This is a genomic window from Kitasatospora sp. NPDC005751 (assembly GCF_040630835.1).
Classification (GTDB): Bacteria; Actinomycetota; Actinomycetes; order Streptomycetales; family Streptomycetaceae; genus Kitasatospora.
Genome location: NZ_JBEXYC010000029.1, coordinates 36,904 through 55,106 on the forward strand (window position 1 = coordinate 36,904; position 18,203 = coordinate 55,106).

Genomic DNA, 18,203 nt, shown 5'->3' on the forward strand with positions numbered 1-18,203 from the left:
CTGGTCCCTCCTCGGTCCGGACCGCCGCGATCAGGCCCAGCTGGAGTGCAGCGGCTTGCCCTCGGCGTAGCCGGCCGCGCTCTGGATGCCGACCACGGCCTTCTCGTGGAACTCCTCCAGGCTGGAGGCGCCCGCGTAGGTGCAGGAGCTGCGCACCCCGGCGACGATCGAGTCGATGAGGTCCTCGACGCCCGGGCGGGCCGGGTCGACGAACATCCGGGAGTGCGAGATGCCCTCCTCGAAGAGCGCCTTGCGGGCGCGGTCGTAGGAGGAGTCCTGCGAGGTGCGGTTGCTCACCGCGCGCGCCGAGGCCATCCCGAAGCTCTCCTTGTACTGGCGGCCGTCGGCGGTGGTCTGCAGGTCGCCCGGGGACTCGTACGTCCCGGCGAACCAGGAGCCGATCATCACGTTGGACGCGCCGGCGGCCAGCGCCATCGCGACGTCGCGCGGGTGGCGGACGCCGCCGTCGGCCCAGACGTGCTTGCCGAGCCGGCGGGCCTCGGCCGCGCACTCCAGGACGGCGGAGAACTGCGGCCGGCCGACGCCGGTCATCATCCGGGTGGTGCACATCGCGCCGGGGCCGACACCGACCTTGAGAATGTCGGCGCCCGCCTCGACCAGGTCGCGGACACCGTCGGCGGAGACCACGTTGCCGGCCACGATCGGGATCCGCGGGTCGAGCCCGCGCACCGCGCGCAGCGCGCTGATCATGGACTCCTGGTGGCCGTGCGCGGTGTCGACCACCAGCACGTCGGCGCCGGCCTCGATCAGCGCCTTGGCCTTGCCGGCCACGTCGCCGTTGATGCCGACGGTGGCGGCGACCCGCAGGTGGCCCCGCGCGTCGACGGCCGGGGTGTAGAGGGTGGCGCGCAGCGCGTTCTTGCGGGTCAGGATGCCGACCAGGCGGCCGTCGGCGTCGACCACCGGGGCGAGCTTGCGGTGCGCCTCGGTGAGCTTGTCGAAGGCGGCGCGCGGGTCGATGCCCTCCTCCAGCAGCAGCAGGTCGCGGGACATCACGTCGGCGAGGCCGGTGAAGCGGTCGACGCCCTGGCAGTCGGAGTCGGTGACCACGCCGATCGGCTTGCCGTCCTCGACCACGACCAGCGCGCCGTGGGCGCGCTTGTGCAGCAGCGAGAGGGCCTCGGCGACGGTGGCGCCCGGGGCCAGCGTGATGGCGGTGTCGTGCACCAGGTGGCGCTGCTTGACCCAGCCGATGACGTCGGCGATCACCTCGGTCGGGATGTCCTGCGGGATGGCGACCAGACCGCCGCGGCGGGCCACGGTCTCGGCCATCCGGCGGCCGGCGATGGCGGTCATGTTGGCCACCACCAGCGGGATGGTGGTGCCGGTGCCGTCGTTCGAGGAGAGGTCGACACCCTGCCGGGAGCCCACGGCGGAGCGGCTGGGGACCATGAAGACGTCGTCGTACGTGAGGTCGTACGAGGGCTTGAGGTCGTTCAGGAAGCGCATGAAGATAGGGCTCTCTGGCTGGGAGAAGGTACACCTCGGGTGCGGTTGCGGCGAGGCCGCCGGGCGCACTCGGGCGCCCGGCACCCAACGTTCGATTCTCCGGTACGGGGCGGCCAAAAGCCAGTTCGACCCCGATCGCTGGCACAGTGCACAACACATGATCAGCAGCGCGGGCCCCTTCTTGGAGCTTCCTCCAAGTGATCGCCTTTTCGCCCCGGCCAGGGCCGCTCCCGTAGCATTCACGCGGTAACGGCGAGGCAATCCAGGAAAGCGGCAGCGGGCATCATGACGGCGGGCGTGGACATCGAGCAGGGCATCGAGCAGGGCGGCGGCACGGAGGTCAGCACCGAGGAGGAGATCGACTACGGTCCCGGCCTCGACCCCGAGCGGCTGCGGCTCTGCCTGGACGTGATCGCCGAGCTGGACCAGCTGCACGTCGACCACCCGGACGCGATCACCGTCCGCCAGGCCGTCGGCGGCATATTCCGCACGCTCAAGCAGCGCCGCCGCCAGGAGACCCGGGCCCGCAAGACCGCGAACGACCGCGAGGTCACCGCCCGCACCGCCACCGGCGCGCCCAGCCGGATCGACGACGAGACGGCCGGCGCGTTCGGCCTGACCACCGTCACCACCACCGAGATCGCCGGCATCCTGGAGCGCCCGCGGTCCTGCTACACCTGCAAGCAGCGGTACGTCGAGGTGGACGCGTTCTACCACAACCTCTGCCAGACCTGCGCGGTGAAGAACCGCGCCCGCCGGGACGCCCGCGCCGACCTCACCGGCAAGCGCGCGCTGCTCACCGGCGGCCGGGCCAAGATCGGCATGTACATCGCGCTGATGCTGCTCCGCGACGGCGCGCACACCACCATCACCACCCGGTTCCCCAACGACGCCATCCGCCGCTTCACCGCGATGCCGGACAGCGCCGACTGGCTGCACCGCCTGAAGATCGTCGGCATCGACCTGCGCGACCCGGCCCAGGTCCTGGCGCTGGCCGACGAGGTCGCCGCCGACGGCCCGCTGGACATCCTGATCAACAACGCCGCGCAGACGGTGCGCCGTCCGCCGGAGTCGTACCGCGAGCTGGTCAACGCCGAGTCCGCGCCGCTGCCGGCCGGCGAGCTGCCGCAGTCCACCACCATCGGCCGCTTCGGCAGCGGCAGCGTGGACCTGCCCGCGCTGCCCGCCCAGGCGACCGGCGGCGGCGAGCGGATCTCCGCCGAGGACGTCACCTCCCTCGCCCTGGTCACCGGCTCCGCCACGCCCGCCCGGATCGAGGCCGGCACCGCGATCGACGCCGGCGGGCTGGTGCCCGACCTCGCGCCCACCAACAGCTGGGTGCAGACCGTCAACGAGGTCGGCCCGGTGGAGCTGCTGGAGGTCCAGCTCTGCAACTCCACCGCGCCGTTCATCCTGATCAGCCGGCTGCGCCCGGCGATGGCCGCCTCGGCGTCCCGCCGCAAGTACGTGGTCAACGTCTCCGCGATGGAGGGCGTCTTCGCCCGCGGCTACAAGGGCGCCGGCCACCCGCACACCAACATGGCCAAGGCCGCGCTGAACATGCTCACCCGCACCAGCGCGCAGGAGATGTTCGAGTCCGACGGCATCCTGATGACCGCCGTCGACACCGGCTGGATCACCGACGAGCGCCCGCACCCGGACAAGATGCGGCTGGCCGACGAGGGCTTCCACGCCCCGCTCGACCTGGTCGACGGCGCGGCCCGGGTGTACGACCCGATCGTCCGCGGCGAGCAGGGCGAGGACCTCTACGGCTGCTTCCTGAAGGACTTCGACCGCGCCGCCTGGTAGGCCCCACCGTCCGGTGGACCCCGCCGTCCGGTAGACCCCGCGAGGAGGACCGAGTTGACCACCGCACCGCTGATCGGCGCCGGCGTGATCGTGCCCACCGGTGACGGCCGGGTGCTGCTCGGCCACCGGATCACCGCCGGCGAGCCGCCCACCTGGAGCCTGCCGGGCGGCAAGGTGGACGACCCGGGCGAGTCCTTCGAGCAGGCCGCGGCGCGCGAACTCGCCGAGGAGACCGGCATCGTGCTGCCGGCCTCGGCGATGCGGGTGCTCGCCGTGCTGCTCGACCACGAGCTGGGCCGCCCCCGGCTGACCGCGGCGGTACTCGCCCCGCCGAGCCTGGCCACGGCCCTGGTCACCGAGCCGCACGCCTGCGCGGGTTGGGAGCGCGTCGCGATCGACGCCCTGCCCGAGCCGATGTTCTACCCGTCGGCGCTGGTCCTCGGCAGCTGGCTGCCGCACCTCCCCCCGGTGATCCGGGCCGGGACGCACGCGTACCCCGTCGCCGGGTAGGGCGACGGGGTACCGCGGCCCGGGCGGGCCTTCCGCGGGCGGGTTCGGCGGTGGGCAGTTCGGCGGTGGGCGGGTCAGGCCGTGGGCGGGCCGAGCCATGGGCGGGCCGGGCCGTGGGCGGGCCGGCTGAGGGCGGGTCAGCCGTTGCGGGCCGCCTCCGGGCCGGTCAGCCGCCTCAGCAGCGGGAGCGTCGAGGCGATGATCCCGAGCGAGGCCGCCAGCCCGAGCGCCACCAGCGCGAAGTACACCGCCCCCGGGGACACCAGGTCGTAGTGCATCTGCGACGTGAGGAACATCGCCGCCGCCCCGAACCCGGTGCCGGTCGCGATCACCGACACCACCAGCAGCGGCAGCGCGCTCTCCAGCCCGACCACCCGTCGCAGCAGGCCGAGCGGCGCCCCGGTGAGCCGTAGCATCGCGAACGGGCGCCGGCGGTCCGAGAGGCCCGCCACCACGCTGACCGCGAGGCTGCACCCGGCGATCGGCAGCGTGGTCAGCAGCACCACGTTGGCCAGTTGCCGCCAGCCGGCCAGCTGCTTCTGCTGGCTGGAGCCCCAGTCGCCGACCGTCCGCGCCCGGTACTGCGGGTACGCCTCGGTCAGCAGGGTGCGGGTCCGCTCCATGGCCGCGACGGAGCCGTCGGTGGACACGTAGACGTTGCGCACCGGGAGCGCGGCCGCCTCCTCGGCGGAGACCGGCGCGGCCGGCCACTCGTGCGCGGCATTGGACCTCAGGTCCAGGAAGGCCCACTGCGGGACACCCGCGACGCTCGCACCGGCCGGGCAGTGGCCGGCCACCGGGGTCTGCGCGAGGTCGTCGCAGAGCACCAGGCTCGGGGAGAAGCCGGGCCGCTCGCCCGGCTCGGCGCCGAGCGCCCGCGGGTTGTCGTGGCCCACCGTGAGGCCCCGGAACCCCGGCACCGCCCGGAGGTCCGCCAGCAGTCGCTCCGGCAGCGCGTCCGTCATCGGCGGCTCGTCGACCATCGCGCCGTGCTCCACCACGACCCGGGTCTGCGGATCCCCGCTGAGCGCACCGCGGTTCTCGTTGATGGTGCCGATGATGCAGACCGTGGCCGTGGTGACGAAGAGGGCGAGGACGAGCCCGGCGACCGAGCGGAAGCCGGTCCTGGGGTCGTCCGCGAGTCGCCGCACCGCGATCAGTGTGGCCGGGCGGCTGGTGCGGGCGGCGACGGCCCGGGCCGCGACCATGGTGAGCCAGGGCCCGGCGACCACCAGCCCGAGCATGATCAGCAGGAAGCCGGTCAGATAGGCCGCCGTCTGCTGGTCGGTGGTGTCCGGGCGGCGGTTCACGAAGAAGCCGAGCTCGGCGAGGCCGGCCAGCAGCGGGACCAGCCGCCAGTGGGTCGGCGGCCTGGGGGTGACCCGGCGGGTGACCCCCAGCGGGGAGACGGTGACCCGACGCAGCGCCAGCCGGGCCGCGACCGCCGCCGCCACCGGAACGCCGACGGCCACCGCCACCGCCTGGAGCGGGGTGAGCGTCAGGTCGTCGAGGAAGAACCGGTCACCGGTGAACGGGACTGTCGCCACCAGCGGGCGCAGCGCCAGGTGGAGGCCGAAGCCGAGGACCGTGCCGACGGCGGCGGCCACCGTGGACTCGACCGCCGAGATCAGCGAGATCTGCCCCGGGGTGGCGCCGACCAGCCGCATCGCCGCGTAACGCTGCTCGCGGGTGGCGGCGGAGAGCCGGGTGGCGGTGCCGATGAAGACGACCACCGGGAAGATCAGCGCCCCGGCCACGACCGAGAGGATCAGCGTCATGGCGTCGCCGCGCGTGCCCGGCCCCGGGCAGTCGTTGTCGCAGCTGGGCGGCAGGGCGGTGGCGATGGTGGTGACCTCCCGCGCCCCCGGCACGGTCGAGATCTCCGCCGCCGTCCGGCCCGCGACCACGAACAGCGAGTCCGGGGAGGGCAGCGCCGCGTCGCCGAGGATGCCGGCCAGCCGGCCGGGGAAGCGGTCGCCCAGCTCGCCGGCCGGGGTCCTGCGCAGCAGTTCGGCCAGCGCGGGCGAGACGTAGTACTCCCCGGGCGCGGGCACCGCGTCGAGCCCCGGCGGGACGGGCGCCGTCGGCCCGGTGGCGGCGACGTCGACCCGCAGGATCTGCTCGCCGTCGTAGTAGTCCCCGCGGGCCCACCACCAGAGCGGGTCCACGGGGGCCGTCTCGGTCCGGCTCGCCGCGCCGGTGTTGGTCCACACGGCCCGGTCGTTGGCCTGGCCGACGGCGTTGATGCTCGCCAGCGTGGAGAGCAGCAGACCGACGCCGATCGCCACGGCGGCGGCGATGACGGCAAGCCGGGCCAGGGCCTCCCGCCCGCCGCTGACGGCGAGGCGCAGCGCGAAGGCGATCATCGGCCCACCGGGTCCGCCGAGAGCGAGGTGGCCCGGCCGTCGCGCACGATCGCCTCGCGGTCGGCGTAGGCGGCGACCCGGGGCTCGTGGGTGACCAGGATGACGGTGGTGCCCTGCTCGCGGGCCGCGCCGACCATCAGCTCCATCACCTGCTCACCGGTCAGCGAGTCCAGCGCGCCGGTCGGCTCGTCGGCGAACAGCACCCGGGGGCGCGCCACCAGGCCGCGGGCGAGCGCGACGCGCTGCGCCTGACCGCCCGACAGCTCACCGGAGCGGCGCTTCCCCAGGCCGTCCAGCCCCAGCCGGGCGAACCAGGGCCGGGCCTCGGCCAGCGCCGCCGCCCGCCGGGTGCCGCTCAGCAGCAGCGGCAGCGCGACGTTCTCCTCGGCGGTCAACTCGGGGACGAGCTGGCCGAACTGGAAGACGAAGCCGAACCGGTCGCGCCGCAGGGCGCTGCGCCCGGCCTCGTTCATGGTGTCGATCCGCTGCCCGTCGAACAGGACCTCGCCGGAGGACGGGGTGAGGATGCCGGCCAGGCAGTGCAGCAGCGTCGACTTGCCGGAGCCGCTGGGGCCCATGATCGCGAGCACCTCACCGGCGCCGACGGCCAGGCTCGCGCCGCGCAGGGCCGGGGTCTCGCCGTAGGCGAGCGTGATGTCGCGGGCCTCGATCAGCGGCGTCATGACCGCACCGCCTCGGCGAGCGCGTCCAGCCGGGCGGTGGTCAGGTCGATCCAGCGCAGATCGGCCTCCAGGTGGAACAGCCCGTGGTCGGCGAGCAGGGCGTCGACCAGCTCGCCGCCCCGGCGCAGCTCGGTGAGTTCGCGCATCCGCCGCAGGTGGGCGGCGCGCTGGGTGTCGAGGTACACCTCGGCGTCGCGGCCGAGCATCAGGGCCAGCACCACCTTGGTGAAGAGCACCGTCTGCAGGCTGGGCTCGGGCGCGACGGGCTCGGTGAGCCAGTGCTCGAACTCCGTCACACCGGCCTCGGTGATCACGTAGCGCTTGCGCTCGGGGCCGTCGCCGGGCTCGGCCTCGCCGGGCACCACCTTGCCGTCCCGGGCCAGTCGGCCGAGCGTGGCGTAGACCTGGCCGTAGGGCAGGGGCTTGCCCCGGCCGAAGAAGGTGTCGTAGTCGCGCTTGAGGTCGTAGCCATGGCTCGGCTCTCGCTCCAGCAGCCCGAGAAGGGTTAGGGGAACACTCATGAGAGGACCATACACCCGACGTATACCTCGAGTGTATAGCTGGCGAGAATACGGCTCCGAGCTGCGAAGACGCTGATCCGTCGGAGGGAATCGGCCTCCCGGGAACCGGCGGGGCGGTGAGCGGGAGGCGGCCCCACACCGCCTCCCGCGCCACACCGGCGGCCCGACCTGCCCCCACAGCGGGCCGGGCCGACCGCGTCCCGACACCTCTCGGACGCGGCACCCACCAGCCTGCCCCGGGCGCCCCTCCGGCGCCGAGGGCCGAACGTCCCGGTCGCGCGGCGGGCCCCGGTCCTGACGGCCGGTCGGCGGGCGGGCGCCGCGGTACGAGGGCGCACGACTCTTGTGCCGCGGCCGGAGCGGAGGGAGATTGAGAGCCGGAGCCCGGCGGACGACCCCGGCCGGGCGCCCGAGCGCCGCTGCGACCTACCACCCGAGGAGCACGCATCGTGTCCAGCACCTCCGGCCCGGTCCGGCCCGCGTCGCTCCCGCGGCGGGCCGGACGGCAGCTGCGGCAGGCCCTCGGCAGCCACCGCTCCCCCCTGGTCCGACCGCTGGACCGGTCCCGCGGCCGGGCCTGGTGCACGGCCGCGCTGGCGATCCTGCTCGCCCTGACCGCCGCCGTCGTCGGCGCGCTGCTCGGCTACCGGACCGTCGGGCGGGACGCCGACGCGGACCTGGCACGGCTGCGCCGGGTCGACGCCATCGTGCTCTCCACCGACCGGCACGGAGCCGCCGTGGGAAGCCGCTCGGCGGGCGGCTACCAGGGCAGGGTGGCCGCCGAGGCCACCTGGACCGCGCCGAACGGGCAGTGGCGCACCGGCACCATCGAGGTGCACCGGACCGCCGTGGTCGGAACCACCGTCCCCGTCTGGGTGGACGAGGCCGGTCTGGTCACCGATCCCCCGACCACCCGGGCGGGCGTGGCGATCGAGGCGGTCTGCGTGGGCCTCGCGGGCTTCACCGTCGTCGGCGCGGGCGTCGTGGCCGCCCTCGCCCTGCGCCTGCGGACCCTCGACCGGCGGGCCGACCTCGCCTGGCAGCGGTCCTGGAGCAGGCTCGAACCGCTCTGGAGCGGCCGCGCGAGCCACAGCCCCGACGGGGCGCAGGGCGACTGACCCCGGCCGGGGGGCGCCGGGCCGGCCCGGCGGCCCCCGAAGTCCGCCGCCCGGACCGGCTCCGGGTCCGGTCCGGGTCCTCCGCCCGCCCGTCGGCGCCTCAGGACCCGCCGTCCCACCCGGTCCAGGCCGGGGCGGGGAGGCCGGCGGACGCCCGGTGGGTGAGCACGGCGACGGCCACCAGGAGGGCCAGCGCCAGGGCGAGGGCGATCGGCACATCGGCGTTCAGGACCAGCGCGGCGCCCAGGACGGCGCCGCCGAACATCCAGACCGCCGAGGCGAAGCGGCGGACCCCGGCCAGGTCGGCGGCCAGGCCGGTCAGGGTCATGGTGAGCACGGTGGTGGTGAGGTCGGGCACCTTGAGGGAGCGGACGACGGCGTTCTGCAGCCCCATCGCGAACCCGAGCAGACCGGTCAGCGCGTAGCGCGCGGGCTCGCCGGTGTGGCCGGCCAGCGCCGCCAGGGCGGTGCCGAGGGCCAGCAGCACCGCCTGGACGGCGGCGGAGACGACCAGCAGCCGGCCCCGGTGGCCGGGCAGGCGTTCGCTGAGCCGGCCACCGGCGAGCGCGCCCGCCAGGAACGCGCCCAGCGCGGTGAGCGAGGCGGTGGCGGAGAACCCGGCCGCGCCCGCCAGGGCGAAGCCCAGGAAGACCACGTTGCCCGTCATGTTGGCGACGAAGACATGCCCGAGGGCGAGGTAACTCACCGCGTCCACCAGCCCGGTGACGACGGTGAGCAACAGCAGCATCGGCACCAGCGGGCCGTGCCGGGGGTCGCTCCACACAGCTGTACCTCCTCCGGTTCGCGCGCTCCGGTCGGCTCCGGCGCTCCGTCCGTTCTACGCCCGTCCGCCCGCCCGGGGCACGCCGGACCCTCGCCGGTGCCCGAACGGCTCCACCGCGCCCACCGGGAGAGCGCCGGACGGGCACCTCGGCCGCCGCCCGTACGATGGGCCGGTGGGCGGCCGGGCAGGGCGGCCGGGTGCGGATGGAAGGGGCGTTCGGGCGGTGCCGCGCGGGTTCGGCGATCTGGAGGCCGAGATCATGGACCGGCTCTGGTCCTGGGGCCGGGCGGCCACCGCCCGCGAGATCGTCGACGACCTGCTGCTGCGGCGGCCGCTCGCCTACACCACCGTCACCACCGTGGCCGACATCCTGCACACCAAGGGGTGGCTGCGCCGGGAGAAGGTCGGCCGGGCGTGGGTGTACGAGCCGACCTGCACCCGCGAGGCGTACACCGCCCAACTGATGCACCAGGCACTGGAGACCACCTCCGACCGGGCCGGGGCCCTGCTGCACTTCGTCGACCGGATGAGCGGGGACGAGGCCTCGGCCCTGCTGGCGGCCCTGGAGCAGGTGAAGGAGCGGGACACCCCGTGACGCTCGCGCTGCTGGCGCTCCACCTCGTCCTGGTCGGCGCGGCGCGGGAGTGCGTCGGGCCGGGGCCGGCGACGCGGTGGTGATGACCTGCTCCGGGCGTGCCTGCCGGATCGTCGGTCGGGCGCTCCCCGCGGCATGCTCGGTCCCCAACCCCTCCCTTCTTGCGGAGCGACTGTCAATATTTTGCGGATATCCATGGACTTCATGCAGAGGCGCCCCTAGTGTTCCCCTCGCTCGGCCTCCCACCCACGCCAGTGAGGACGTCGCCCATGCCACCTCCCGCCTTCCGCCGGCTGCGCGCACCGCTCGCCGCGCTGACCGCCGCCGCCCTCTCCGCGGCCGCCCTGCTCACCGTCACCACCCAGCCCGCGCACGCCGCGGCCGTGCCGACCCTCTCGCCGCTGGACGTCCCCGGCCGGGGCGCCGCGGTGAAGTTCAAGGAGCAGGAGGCCGAGTTCGCGGCCACCAACGGCACGGTGATCGGCCCCGAGCGCCGCTACGGCACGCTCCCCTCGGAGGCCTCCGGCCGCCAGGCCGTCACGCTGTCCGCGACCGGCCAGTACGTCGAGTTCACGCTGACCGCCCCGGCCGACGCGATGAGCTTCCGCTACAGCCTGCCGGACAGCGCGGACGGCCGGGGCCGGGACGCCTCGATCGACCTCCTGGTCAACGGCTCGAAGCTGAAGTCCGTCCCGGTCACCTCGAAGTACGGCTGGTACTACGGGGGTTACCCCTTCAACAACAACCCCGGGGACACCGACCCGCACCACTTCTACGACGAGACCCGGACCATGTTCGGCTCCTCGCTGCCCGCCGGCACGAAGATCCGGCTGCAGGTGTCCTCGACCGCGCAGTCCCCCGCCTTCACCGTCGACCTGGCCGACTTCGAGCAGGTCGGCGCGCCGATCGGCAAGCCCGCCGGGGCGATCGACGTGGTGGCGGACTTCGGCGCCGACCCGACCGGGGCCGGCGACAACACCGCGCGGTTCCAGAGCGCGGTCGACGCCGGCCGGGCCCAGGGCCGGACGGTCTACATCCCGCCGGGCAGCTACACGCTGTACGACCACGTGGTGGTGGACGGCGTCACCCTGGCCGGGGCCGGGCCCTGGTACAGCGTGCTCGGCGGCCGCGACCCGGTCAACCGCAACCGGGCCGCCGGGATCTACGGCAAGTACGTGGCGGGCGGCGGCTACGGCGGGGCGGTCCGGCCGCAGGAGGCCAACGGACCGAGCCGGAACGTCACCCTCCGGGACTTCGCCGTCATCGGCGACATCCGCGAGCGGGTGGACGACGACCAGGTGAACGCGCTCGGCGGGGCGATGAGCGACTCCACCGTGGACAACCTGTGGATCCAGCACACCAAGGTCGGCGCCTGGATGGACGGTCCGATGGACCGGTTCACCATCCGGAACAGCCGCATCCTGGACCAGGCCGCGGACGGCGTGAACTTCCACACCGGGGTGACGAACTCGACGGTGACCAACACCTTCGTCCGCAACACCGGTGACGACGGCCTCGCCTCCTGGCCGGAGCGCGTCCCCAACGTGGGCGACAGCTTCACCCACAACACCGTGGTCGTCCCCGTGCTGGCCAACAACATCGTGACGTACGGGGGCCGGGACTTCACGATCTCCGACAACGTGATGGCGGACACCGTCAGCAACGGCGGCGGCCTGCACATCGCCAACCGGTACCCGGGGGTCGGCTCGGGCTGGGGGACCGCCGTCGCGGGCACCGTCAACGCGCTCCGGAACACCCTGATCCGGACCGGGAACAGCGACTACAACTGGAACTTCGGCGTCGGGGCGGTCTGGTTCAGCGGCCTCAACGAGCCGATCAGCGGCGCCGCGATCACCATCGGCGACACCGACATCCTGGACAGCTCCTACGAGGCGATCCAGACCATCGAGGGCTCGTCCAGCGGGATCGCCTTCACCGGCGTGACCATCGACGGCGCGGGTACCTACGCCATCCAGGCGCAGGCCGAGTCGACGATGCGGTTCACCGGTGTGAAGGCCCGCAACATCGCCCAGTCCGCCACCCCGACCCACAACTGCGTCGGCGCCGGCTTCCGGATCACCGACGGCGGCGGCAACTCCGGCTGGGTGGGCTCCACCTGCGGCGGCACCTGGCCGGCCCCGCAGTTCACCTACGGCGGCCGGCCGGGCGGCGGCGTCCCGGGCACCCCGAGCCCGTCCGGCACCCCGAGCCCGTCCGGCACCCCGAGCCCCTCGACCACGCCCACCCCGACGCCCACCCCGTCGACCACGCCCACCCCGACCACGCCGCCCGGCACGGTGGACCTGCTGCACGGCAGGGCGATCGCGGCGAGCAGCTACACCGACGTCTACCCCCCGCAGCGGGTCGACGACGGCGACCGGGCCAGCTACTGGGAGAGCGCCAACAACGCCTTCCCGCAGTGGATCACGGGTGACCTCGGCAGCCCCGTCGCGGTCGGCCGACTGGTGCTCACCCTGCCGCCCGGCTGGGAGGCGCGGACCCAGACCCTGACCGTCCAGGCCTCCACCGACGGCGGCTCCTGGAGCACACTCAAGCCCTCGGCCGGGTACCGCTTCGACCCGGCCACCGGGAACACCGTCACCGTCCAGGTGCCCGGGACGACCGCCCGCTACCTGCGGCTCACCTTCACCGGCAACACCGGCTGGCCGGCCGGCCAGCTCTCCGAGTTCCAGGTGTACGGCCCCTGACGGACCGGCACGGACGCGGGCCCCCGGAGACCGTGTCGGTCTCCGGGGGCCCGCCCGTCTCGGTCAGGACCGGGCGGGCGGCGGCGCCGTCGACCCCCGGACCACCAGCTCCGGCTCGAACAGCAGCTCGTCGTGGGTGATCCGGGCTCCGCCGATCTCCCCCACCAGGAGGTCCACCGCGGCCCGGCCCATCGCCTCGATCGGCTGCCGGACGGTGGTCAGCGGCGGATCGGTGCAGGTCATGAAGGACGAGTCGTCGTAGCCGATCACCGACACGTCGTCCGGCACCGAGAGACCGGCCCGGCGGGCCGCCCTGATCGCGCCGAGCGCCAGCGGGTCGCTGGCGCAGATGATCCCGGTGACGCCCTCGCGGAGCAGCCGGGTGGTGGCGGCCTGGCCGCCCTCCAGGGTGAACAGCGCCCGCTCGACCCGGCTCTCCGGGAGGTCGAGGCCGGCCTTCGCCGCCGCGGCCCGCGCGGCGGCCAGCTTGCGCCGGGACGGCACGTGGTCGGCCGGGCCGAGCACCAGCCCGATCCTGCGGTGGCCGAGCTGGCGCAGGTGCCCGACGGACTGCTCGACGGCGACCGCGTCGTCGCAGGACACCCGGGCGAAGTCGAGGCCCTCGATGGCCGCGTTCAGCAGCACCGTCGGCAGGCTGCGCTCGGCCAGCCGGTCGTAGTGGTCGTGGGCGGCGTCGGCCTGGGCGTAGAGGCCGCCGAAGAAGACCACGCCGGAGACCTGCTGGGAGAGCAACAGGTCGACGTAGTCCGCCTCGGACACCCCGCCGGCGGTCTGGGTGCAGAGGACCGGGGTGAACCCCTGGCCGGCCAGCGCGCCGCCGACCGCCTCGGCGAAGGCCGGGAAGATCGGGTTCTGCAGCTCCGGCATGACCAGGCCCACCAGCCGGGCGCGTTCGCCGCGCAGCTGGGTGGGGCGCTCGTAGCCGAGCACGTCCAGGGCGGTCAGCACGGCGGCCCTGGTCGCCTCCGAGACGCCGGGCTTGTCGTTCAGCACCCGGCTGACGGTGGCCTCGCTGACCCCGACCTTCTGCGCCACCTGGGCAAGTCGTCGTGTCATGGGGGGAGTGTACGTCGTTCCTCGCAAGAATTTGCGTCTTCTTGCGCTCTCTTGAACCGCCTTGCGCTCGCTCCAACCGCCCCGGAACGCGCCCGCCGGCGAGCGGCGGACAGCCCGAGGTGCCGCCGGGACGGGGGTCCGTCCCGGCGGCACCGGTGTCGGAGTGCTTCGGGGCTACGGGTTGACGGTGATGGTGAAGGTGGAGGTGGTGTTCCTGATGTCCTGGTCGTTGCCGGCCAGGCGCAGGTGGTTGAAGACCACCGAGCCGACCGCCGGGCCCTGCCCGGGCTCGGCCGACTCGTTCGCCCAGATCCCGAAGCCGGACCTGGCGTCGAAGGCGTCACCGCTGCGGCGCGCCCCGGTGATCGAGACGTTGCTGAAGACGGTGTCCTTGACCGGGAACTGCGGCTGCCCGCCGGAGTAGTTGGTCTGGAACATGATGCCGTGGTACGTCGGGTCGACGATGTCCACATCGCTCACCCGGATGCCCTGGAACACCTTGGAGGCCGAGAACACCCAGATCGCGGGGAAGGTCTGGGAGCCCCAGAAGTGGCCCCCGGCCCGGACGACCGAGATGTTCTGCAGGGCCGTCGGTTCGGTGCCGAAGCCGTTCATCGGGTACCCGAAGTCCAGCGAGCTGATGGTGACGCCCGAGTAGACCAGGGTGTCGGCGATGTAGATGTTGCGGAACGTGTTGGCGTAGCCGCCGTACACGGCGACCCCGGCCGCCCGCCAGGTGAGGATCGAGGTCAGGTTCTCGAAGACGTTGTCCTTCTCGTCCGCGCCGCCCGCGTCGATCGCGGAGAACAGCGCGAAGGAGTCGTCCCCGGTGGCCCGGGCCTCGTTGTTGGTGATCAGGTTGTCGGTGGAGCCGTTGGTCATGTTGACGCCGTCCGCGAAGGTGTCGCGGATCCGGCTGTTGCTGATGGTCATGGAGTCGGTGTTGGCCCCCCAGTAGAGGCAGACCATGTGCTCGGCCCAGATGTCGTCGATCACCATGTGGGCGACGTTGGCGAAGTCGAAGACCTTGCCGGGGCCGTCGATCCGGGAGGTGTAGTTACCGAAGTAGGCGAACCCGGCGAAGGTCGAGCCGTTGGCCGTCGCCTCCGCGCGGAAGCCGACGTCGGTGTTGCTCTGGGTGGCGGGCGCCCGGAACCGGGTGAACCAGGGGCCCGCGCCGATCACCTTGACGGGCTTGCCGTAGACCTGGAACTTGCTCGCCGTCTGGTAGTCGCCCGCCGGCAGGTAGACGCCGACCAGGGTGCCGGTGGTGTCCATCCGCACCTTGTCCAGGGCGTTCTGCACGTCCTGATGGGTGAAGCCGGCCGGGACGGCGTAGTGCGCCGGGTCCGGGTTCGGCGTCGCGGTGGCCTGCTCCAGGCTGACGAAGTCGATCGCGTAGCGGGAGGTGTCGCCGCCGTCCTTCTGCAGCCTGATCCGGCTGCCGGCCGGCACGGTGGTGCCGAGCAGCACGTTCGCCTCGTCGTAGACGTGCCGCGGGGCGCCCGCGCCGGGCGAGTTGCCCGGCGCGGTCTCGGCGCCGTACAGCCAGGCGTACTTGGAGGTCAGGTCGATCTTCTTGAGGAAGGTGCCGTCGACGTAGACGCTGAGCGTGGCGTCGGTGCCGTCGCCGCCGGCGGCGTCCGGGATGGAGAACCGGGTGACGAGCGTGTTGGTCGGCGCCCGGGTGGTGAACTCGACCGAGGCGCCGGTGGAGTCGAGCGTCACCGCGCGCCGGCCGCTGGCCTCGCCGGCGAGGTCCCCGACGACCCGGTTCGGCCCGACCAGGCCCGCGCCGCCGGCCAGCACGCCGTCCTCGGCCTCGTAGGTGTCGTAGGGCATGTTCGCGCCCCGGCCGACGTGGAGCGGCTGGGTGGAGGTGTTGTCGGTCTGCTTGGCCGGCGGCTCGTTGGCGTCCGCCGCGATCACCGTCTTCACGGTGTACCGGCCGTTCGCCGCCGTCCAGGTGCCGAGCGTCACCGGCGCGGTGGTCGCGCCGGGGGCGATCGTGCCGGTGTAGGCGCCGGACAGCGTCCTCACCACGGTGCCGGCGGCGTCGGCGACCGTCAGGGTGATGGCGTGGGCGCCGCCGGCCGAGGCCGTGGTGCCCTGGTTCTTCACCGCCACCGAGAAGGTGACGGTGTTCCCGGCGGCCGGGTTGGCCGGGGACCAGACGGTCGGGGCGGCGAGCAGGTCGGAGCCGGGGGCCCGGGTGACCACCAGGGGGGCCGGCGCGGTGGCAGTGTTGTTGGTCTCGTCCCGCTCGATCACCGCGTTGGCCTCGTCGACCTTGGCGGAGAGCTGGTAGCTGCCGGCCGCGCGCACGCCGGCGTCCAGCGTGACGGTGCCGGCGGCGCCGACGGCCAGCGGGCCGATCTGGGCGGTGCCGGCCTTGGCCGAGCCCAGGTAGAAGCCGACGGCGGTCGCGGCCGAGGGCAGGGTGCCGAGGTTGCGGACCGTCGCGGAGAGCGTGACCGGGTCGGTCTCGACCGGCGCGGCCGGGGTGGCGGAGACGTCGGTGACGGTGAGGTCCGGGTTGGCCGCCGGGGTGCCGATCACCTGGAACTCGGCCACCTGGCCGCCGGTGGACCCGGTGTTGGCGGTGATCCGCAGCTGGACGTCGGCCGCGGTGGCGCCGACCGGGACGGTCACGGCGTTCCCGGCGGACTGGACGAAGTCGTAGCCGCGGGCCGGTACCAGGGTGGTGAAGCCGGTACCGGACTGGTCCCGGCCGAGCACCTCGATCGTCTGGCTCCGGCTGGACCAGGCCGCGGCCGGGTCCAGCTTGACCACGACGGAGTCCACCGCCGCGTTGGAGCCCAGCGCCACCGTCAGGGTGTCGGGGTAGCTGTTGGCGTTGCCCTCCCAGTAGGTGGCGGTGTCGTTGTCGTTGGCGTTCGCCGCGACGAAGGTGTTGATCACCGAGGAGGCGCTGATCGGCTTGCCGGCCGCCAGGTTGGTCCCGCTCCCGCCGCTGCCGGCCCGCACCACGGTGTTGCTGCTCGCGGACTGGTTGCCTGCGGCGTCCCGGGCCTTCACGTAGTAGGAGACGGTGGCGCTGTCCGGCTGGCCGTCGGTGTAGCTCAGCACGGCGGCGGCCACGCTCGCCCGGAGCGCGCCGTTCGCGTAGAGGTCGTAGCCGGTGACCCCGGTGTCGTCGGTCGAGGCCGACCAGGTCAGACGGATCCGGCCCGCCGCGGGCTGGTCGTAGCCGAGGGCGCCGGGCGCGGACGGCGCCTGGGTGTCGCCGCTCTGACCGGTCCTGGTCACCGTGTTGCTGCTCGGCGACTGGTTGCCGGCGGCGTCCCGGGCCCTCACGTAGTAGGAGACGGTGGCGCTGTCCGGGCGGCTGTCGGTGTAGCCCAGCACGGTGCCCGGCACGCTGGTCAGCAGCGCGCCGTTCGCGTAGAGGTCGTAGCCGGTGACCCCGGTGTCGTCGGTCGAGGCCGACCAGGTCAGGTGGATCCGGCCGGGCGCGGGCCGGTCGTAGGCGAGGCCGCTCGGGGCGGTGGGCGCCCGGGTGTCGCCGGTGGCCGGGCCGTACACCTCCAGTTCGGCCAGTTGGGCGGCGGCCCAGCCGGTGTTGGCGGTCACTTCGACCCGCACGAACCGGGTGGTGGTGGCCCCCAGGTCGAGGACGACGGCGTTCCCGGTGGCCGGGTCGAAGACCCGGGCGGCCGAGGCGGCCAGGTCGGTGAAGGCGCTGCCGTCGGTGCTGCCGCGCACGGCGAGCGTCTGCGTCCGGCGCTCCCAGCCGGCCGGCAGCCGCAGCACCACGCGGTTGACCGCCACGGCGGCGCCGAGGTCGACCTGGACCCACTGCGGCAGCGCGCCGTTGGCGCTCTCCCAGTAGCTGGCCGCGTTGCCGTCACCGGCGTTCGCCGGGGCGTAGGCCTGGCTCTGGCTTCCGGCGCTGAACGGCCGCCCGAGCGCCAGGTTCGCCCCGGCGGCGCCGGCCGCGCGCACCTCCAGCTCGGCGATCTGGGCGGCCGGCCAGCCGGTGTTGGCGGAGACCGCCAGCCGCAGGTAGCGGGTGCTCGCCGCCGGGAAGGCGATCCGTACGGTGTTGCCGGTACCGGGCGCGAAGGCGTAGCCGGCCGAGCCCACCAGGGTGGTGAAGCCGGTGCCGTCGGCGCTGCCCTGGACGGCGAGCGTCTCGGTGCGGCTCTCCCAGGACGCGGGGAGCTTCAGCACCACCTCGTCGACCGCGGCGGCGGCGCCGAGGTCGACCTGGACCCACTGCGGCAGCGCGCCGTTGGCGCTCTCCCAGTAGGTGGCGGCGTCGCCGTCGTTGACGGCGGTGACCGGCCGGCCGGCGATGCTGCTGCTCGCGGCGGCGGGCCGGCCCGCCGCCAGGTCGGGGCCGCCGGCCGCGGCGGCGGTGGTGGCCGGCAGCAGCGGGCCGGCCAGCGCCAGCAGGCCGGTGGCGAGCGTGCCCGCCAGCCAGCGGAAGATCGGTGCTCGGGTTCTCACGGGGTCCTCTGTCTCGTCTCGTCCGAACGCGTGGATGGGGGTGGGGGGTGGGGCCCTGTCCGGCCGTCAGGACCGGGTGCGTGCGGGGG

General features: G+C 74.0%; 12 protein-coding genes. 5 read left to right on the forward strand and 7 right to left on the reverse strand.

Features of this window, described 5'->3' with window-relative positions; all coding sequences use genetic code 11:
* Positions 1–30: 30 nt before the first annotated feature.
* A complete protein-coding gene (locus ABZ497_RS23920; RefSeq protein ID WP_329486545.1) occupies positions 31–1,470 on the reverse strand; it encodes a GuaB1 family IMP dehydrogenase-related protein in 1,440 nt (479 codons plus the stop codon).
* Positions 1,471–1,785: 315 nt separating this feature from the next.
* Between ABZ497_RS23920 and ABZ497_RS23925 the strand changes: the two genes are divergently transcribed.
* Positions 1,786–3,279, forward strand: a complete 1,494-nt coding sequence (locus ABZ497_RS23925) for an SDR family NAD(P)-dependent oxidoreductase (RefSeq protein WP_329492036.1) — start codon at positions 1,786–1,788, stop codon at positions 3,277–3,279.
* A 54-nt stretch (positions 3,280–3,333) separates the two neighbouring features.
* Positions 3,334–3,789, forward strand: a complete 456-nt coding sequence (locus ABZ497_RS23930; RefSeq protein ID WP_352288668.1) for an NUDIX domain-containing protein — start codon at positions 3,334–3,336, stop codon at positions 3,787–3,789.
* A gap of 137 nt (positions 3,790–3,926) precedes the next feature.
* On the opposite strand, the gene ABZ497_RS23935 is transcribed toward ABZ497_RS23930, so the two are convergent.
* Genes ABZ497_RS23935 through ABZ497_RS23945 form a run of 3 tightly spaced genes read right to left on the reverse strand, consistent with a single transcriptional unit; the run spans position 3,927 to position 7,359 of the window.
* Entirely contained in the window at positions 3,927–6,155 is a 2,229-nt protein-coding gene (locus ABZ497_RS23935) for an FtsX-like permease family protein (RefSeq protein WP_359808109.1), read from the reverse strand.
* Positions 6,152–6,838: an ABC transporter ATP-binding protein gene (locus tag ABZ497_RS23940; RefSeq protein WP_329486548.1), complete on the reverse strand. Its 687-nt coding sequence runs from the start codon at positions 6,836–6,838 to the stop codon at positions 6,152–6,154. The genes ABZ497_RS23935 and ABZ497_RS23940 overlap by 4 nt, the downstream gene beginning before the upstream one ends.
* On the reverse strand, positions 6,835–7,359 hold the full coding sequence (locus tag ABZ497_RS23945; protein ID WP_329486549.1) for a PadR family transcriptional regulator: 525 nt from the start codon (positions 7,357–7,359) through the stop codon (positions 6,835–6,837). The genes ABZ497_RS23940 and ABZ497_RS23945 overlap by 4 nt, the downstream gene beginning before the upstream one ends.
* Positions 7,360–7,808: 449 nt before the next feature.
* Between ABZ497_RS23945 and ABZ497_RS23950 the strand changes: the two genes are divergently transcribed.
* Complete coding sequence (locus ABZ497_RS23950; RefSeq protein WP_359808111.1) at positions 7,809–8,477, forward strand: hypothetical protein; 669 nt, start codon at positions 7,809–7,811, stop codon at positions 8,475–8,477.
* 100 nt (positions 8,478–8,577) lie between these two features.
* Here ABZ497_RS23950 and ABZ497_RS23955 read toward each other — a convergent pair whose 3' ends face one another.
* Positions 8,578–9,225, reverse strand: a complete 648-nt coding sequence (locus tag ABZ497_RS23955; RefSeq protein WP_359808153.1) for a YoaK family protein — start codon at positions 9,223–9,225, stop codon at positions 8,578–8,580.
* 259 nt (positions 9,226–9,484) lie between these two features.
* On the opposite strand from ABZ497_RS23955, the gene ABZ497_RS23960 reads away from it, so the two are divergent.
* Both ABZ497_RS23960 and ABZ497_RS23965 read left to right on the forward strand, forming a co-directional pair.
* The gene (locus tag ABZ497_RS23960; protein WP_359808113.1) at positions 9,485–9,856 is read left to right on the forward strand and encodes a BlaI/MecI/CopY family transcriptional regulator; all 372 of its coding nucleotides are present in this window, start codon (positions 9,485–9,487) and stop codon (positions 9,854–9,856) included.
* A 269-nt stretch (positions 9,857–10,125) separates the two neighbouring features.
* Positions 10,126–12,564 carry a discoidin domain-containing protein gene (locus ABZ497_RS23965; RefSeq protein WP_359808114.1) on the forward strand — a complete coding sequence of 813 codons (2,439 nt, stop codon included), beginning with the start codon at positions 10,126–10,128 and terminating at the stop codon, positions 12,562–12,564.
* A gap of 63 nt (positions 12,565–12,627) precedes the next feature.
* Here the strand turns inward: ABZ497_RS23965 and ABZ497_RS23970 are convergent, their stop codons facing one another.
* On the reverse strand, positions 12,628–13,641 hold the full coding sequence (locus tag ABZ497_RS23970; RefSeq protein ID WP_359808115.1) for a LacI family DNA-binding transcriptional regulator: 1,014 nt from the start codon (positions 13,639–13,641) through the stop codon (positions 12,628–12,630).
* 174 nt (positions 13,642–13,815) lie between these two features.
* Positions 13,816–18,060 carry a discoidin domain-containing protein gene (locus ABZ497_RS23975; RefSeq protein ID WP_359808154.1) on the reverse strand — a complete coding sequence of 1,415 codons (4,245 nt, stop codon included), beginning with the start codon at positions 18,058–18,060 and terminating at the stop codon, positions 13,816–13,818.
* Positions 18,061–18,203 lie beyond the last annotated feature (143 nt).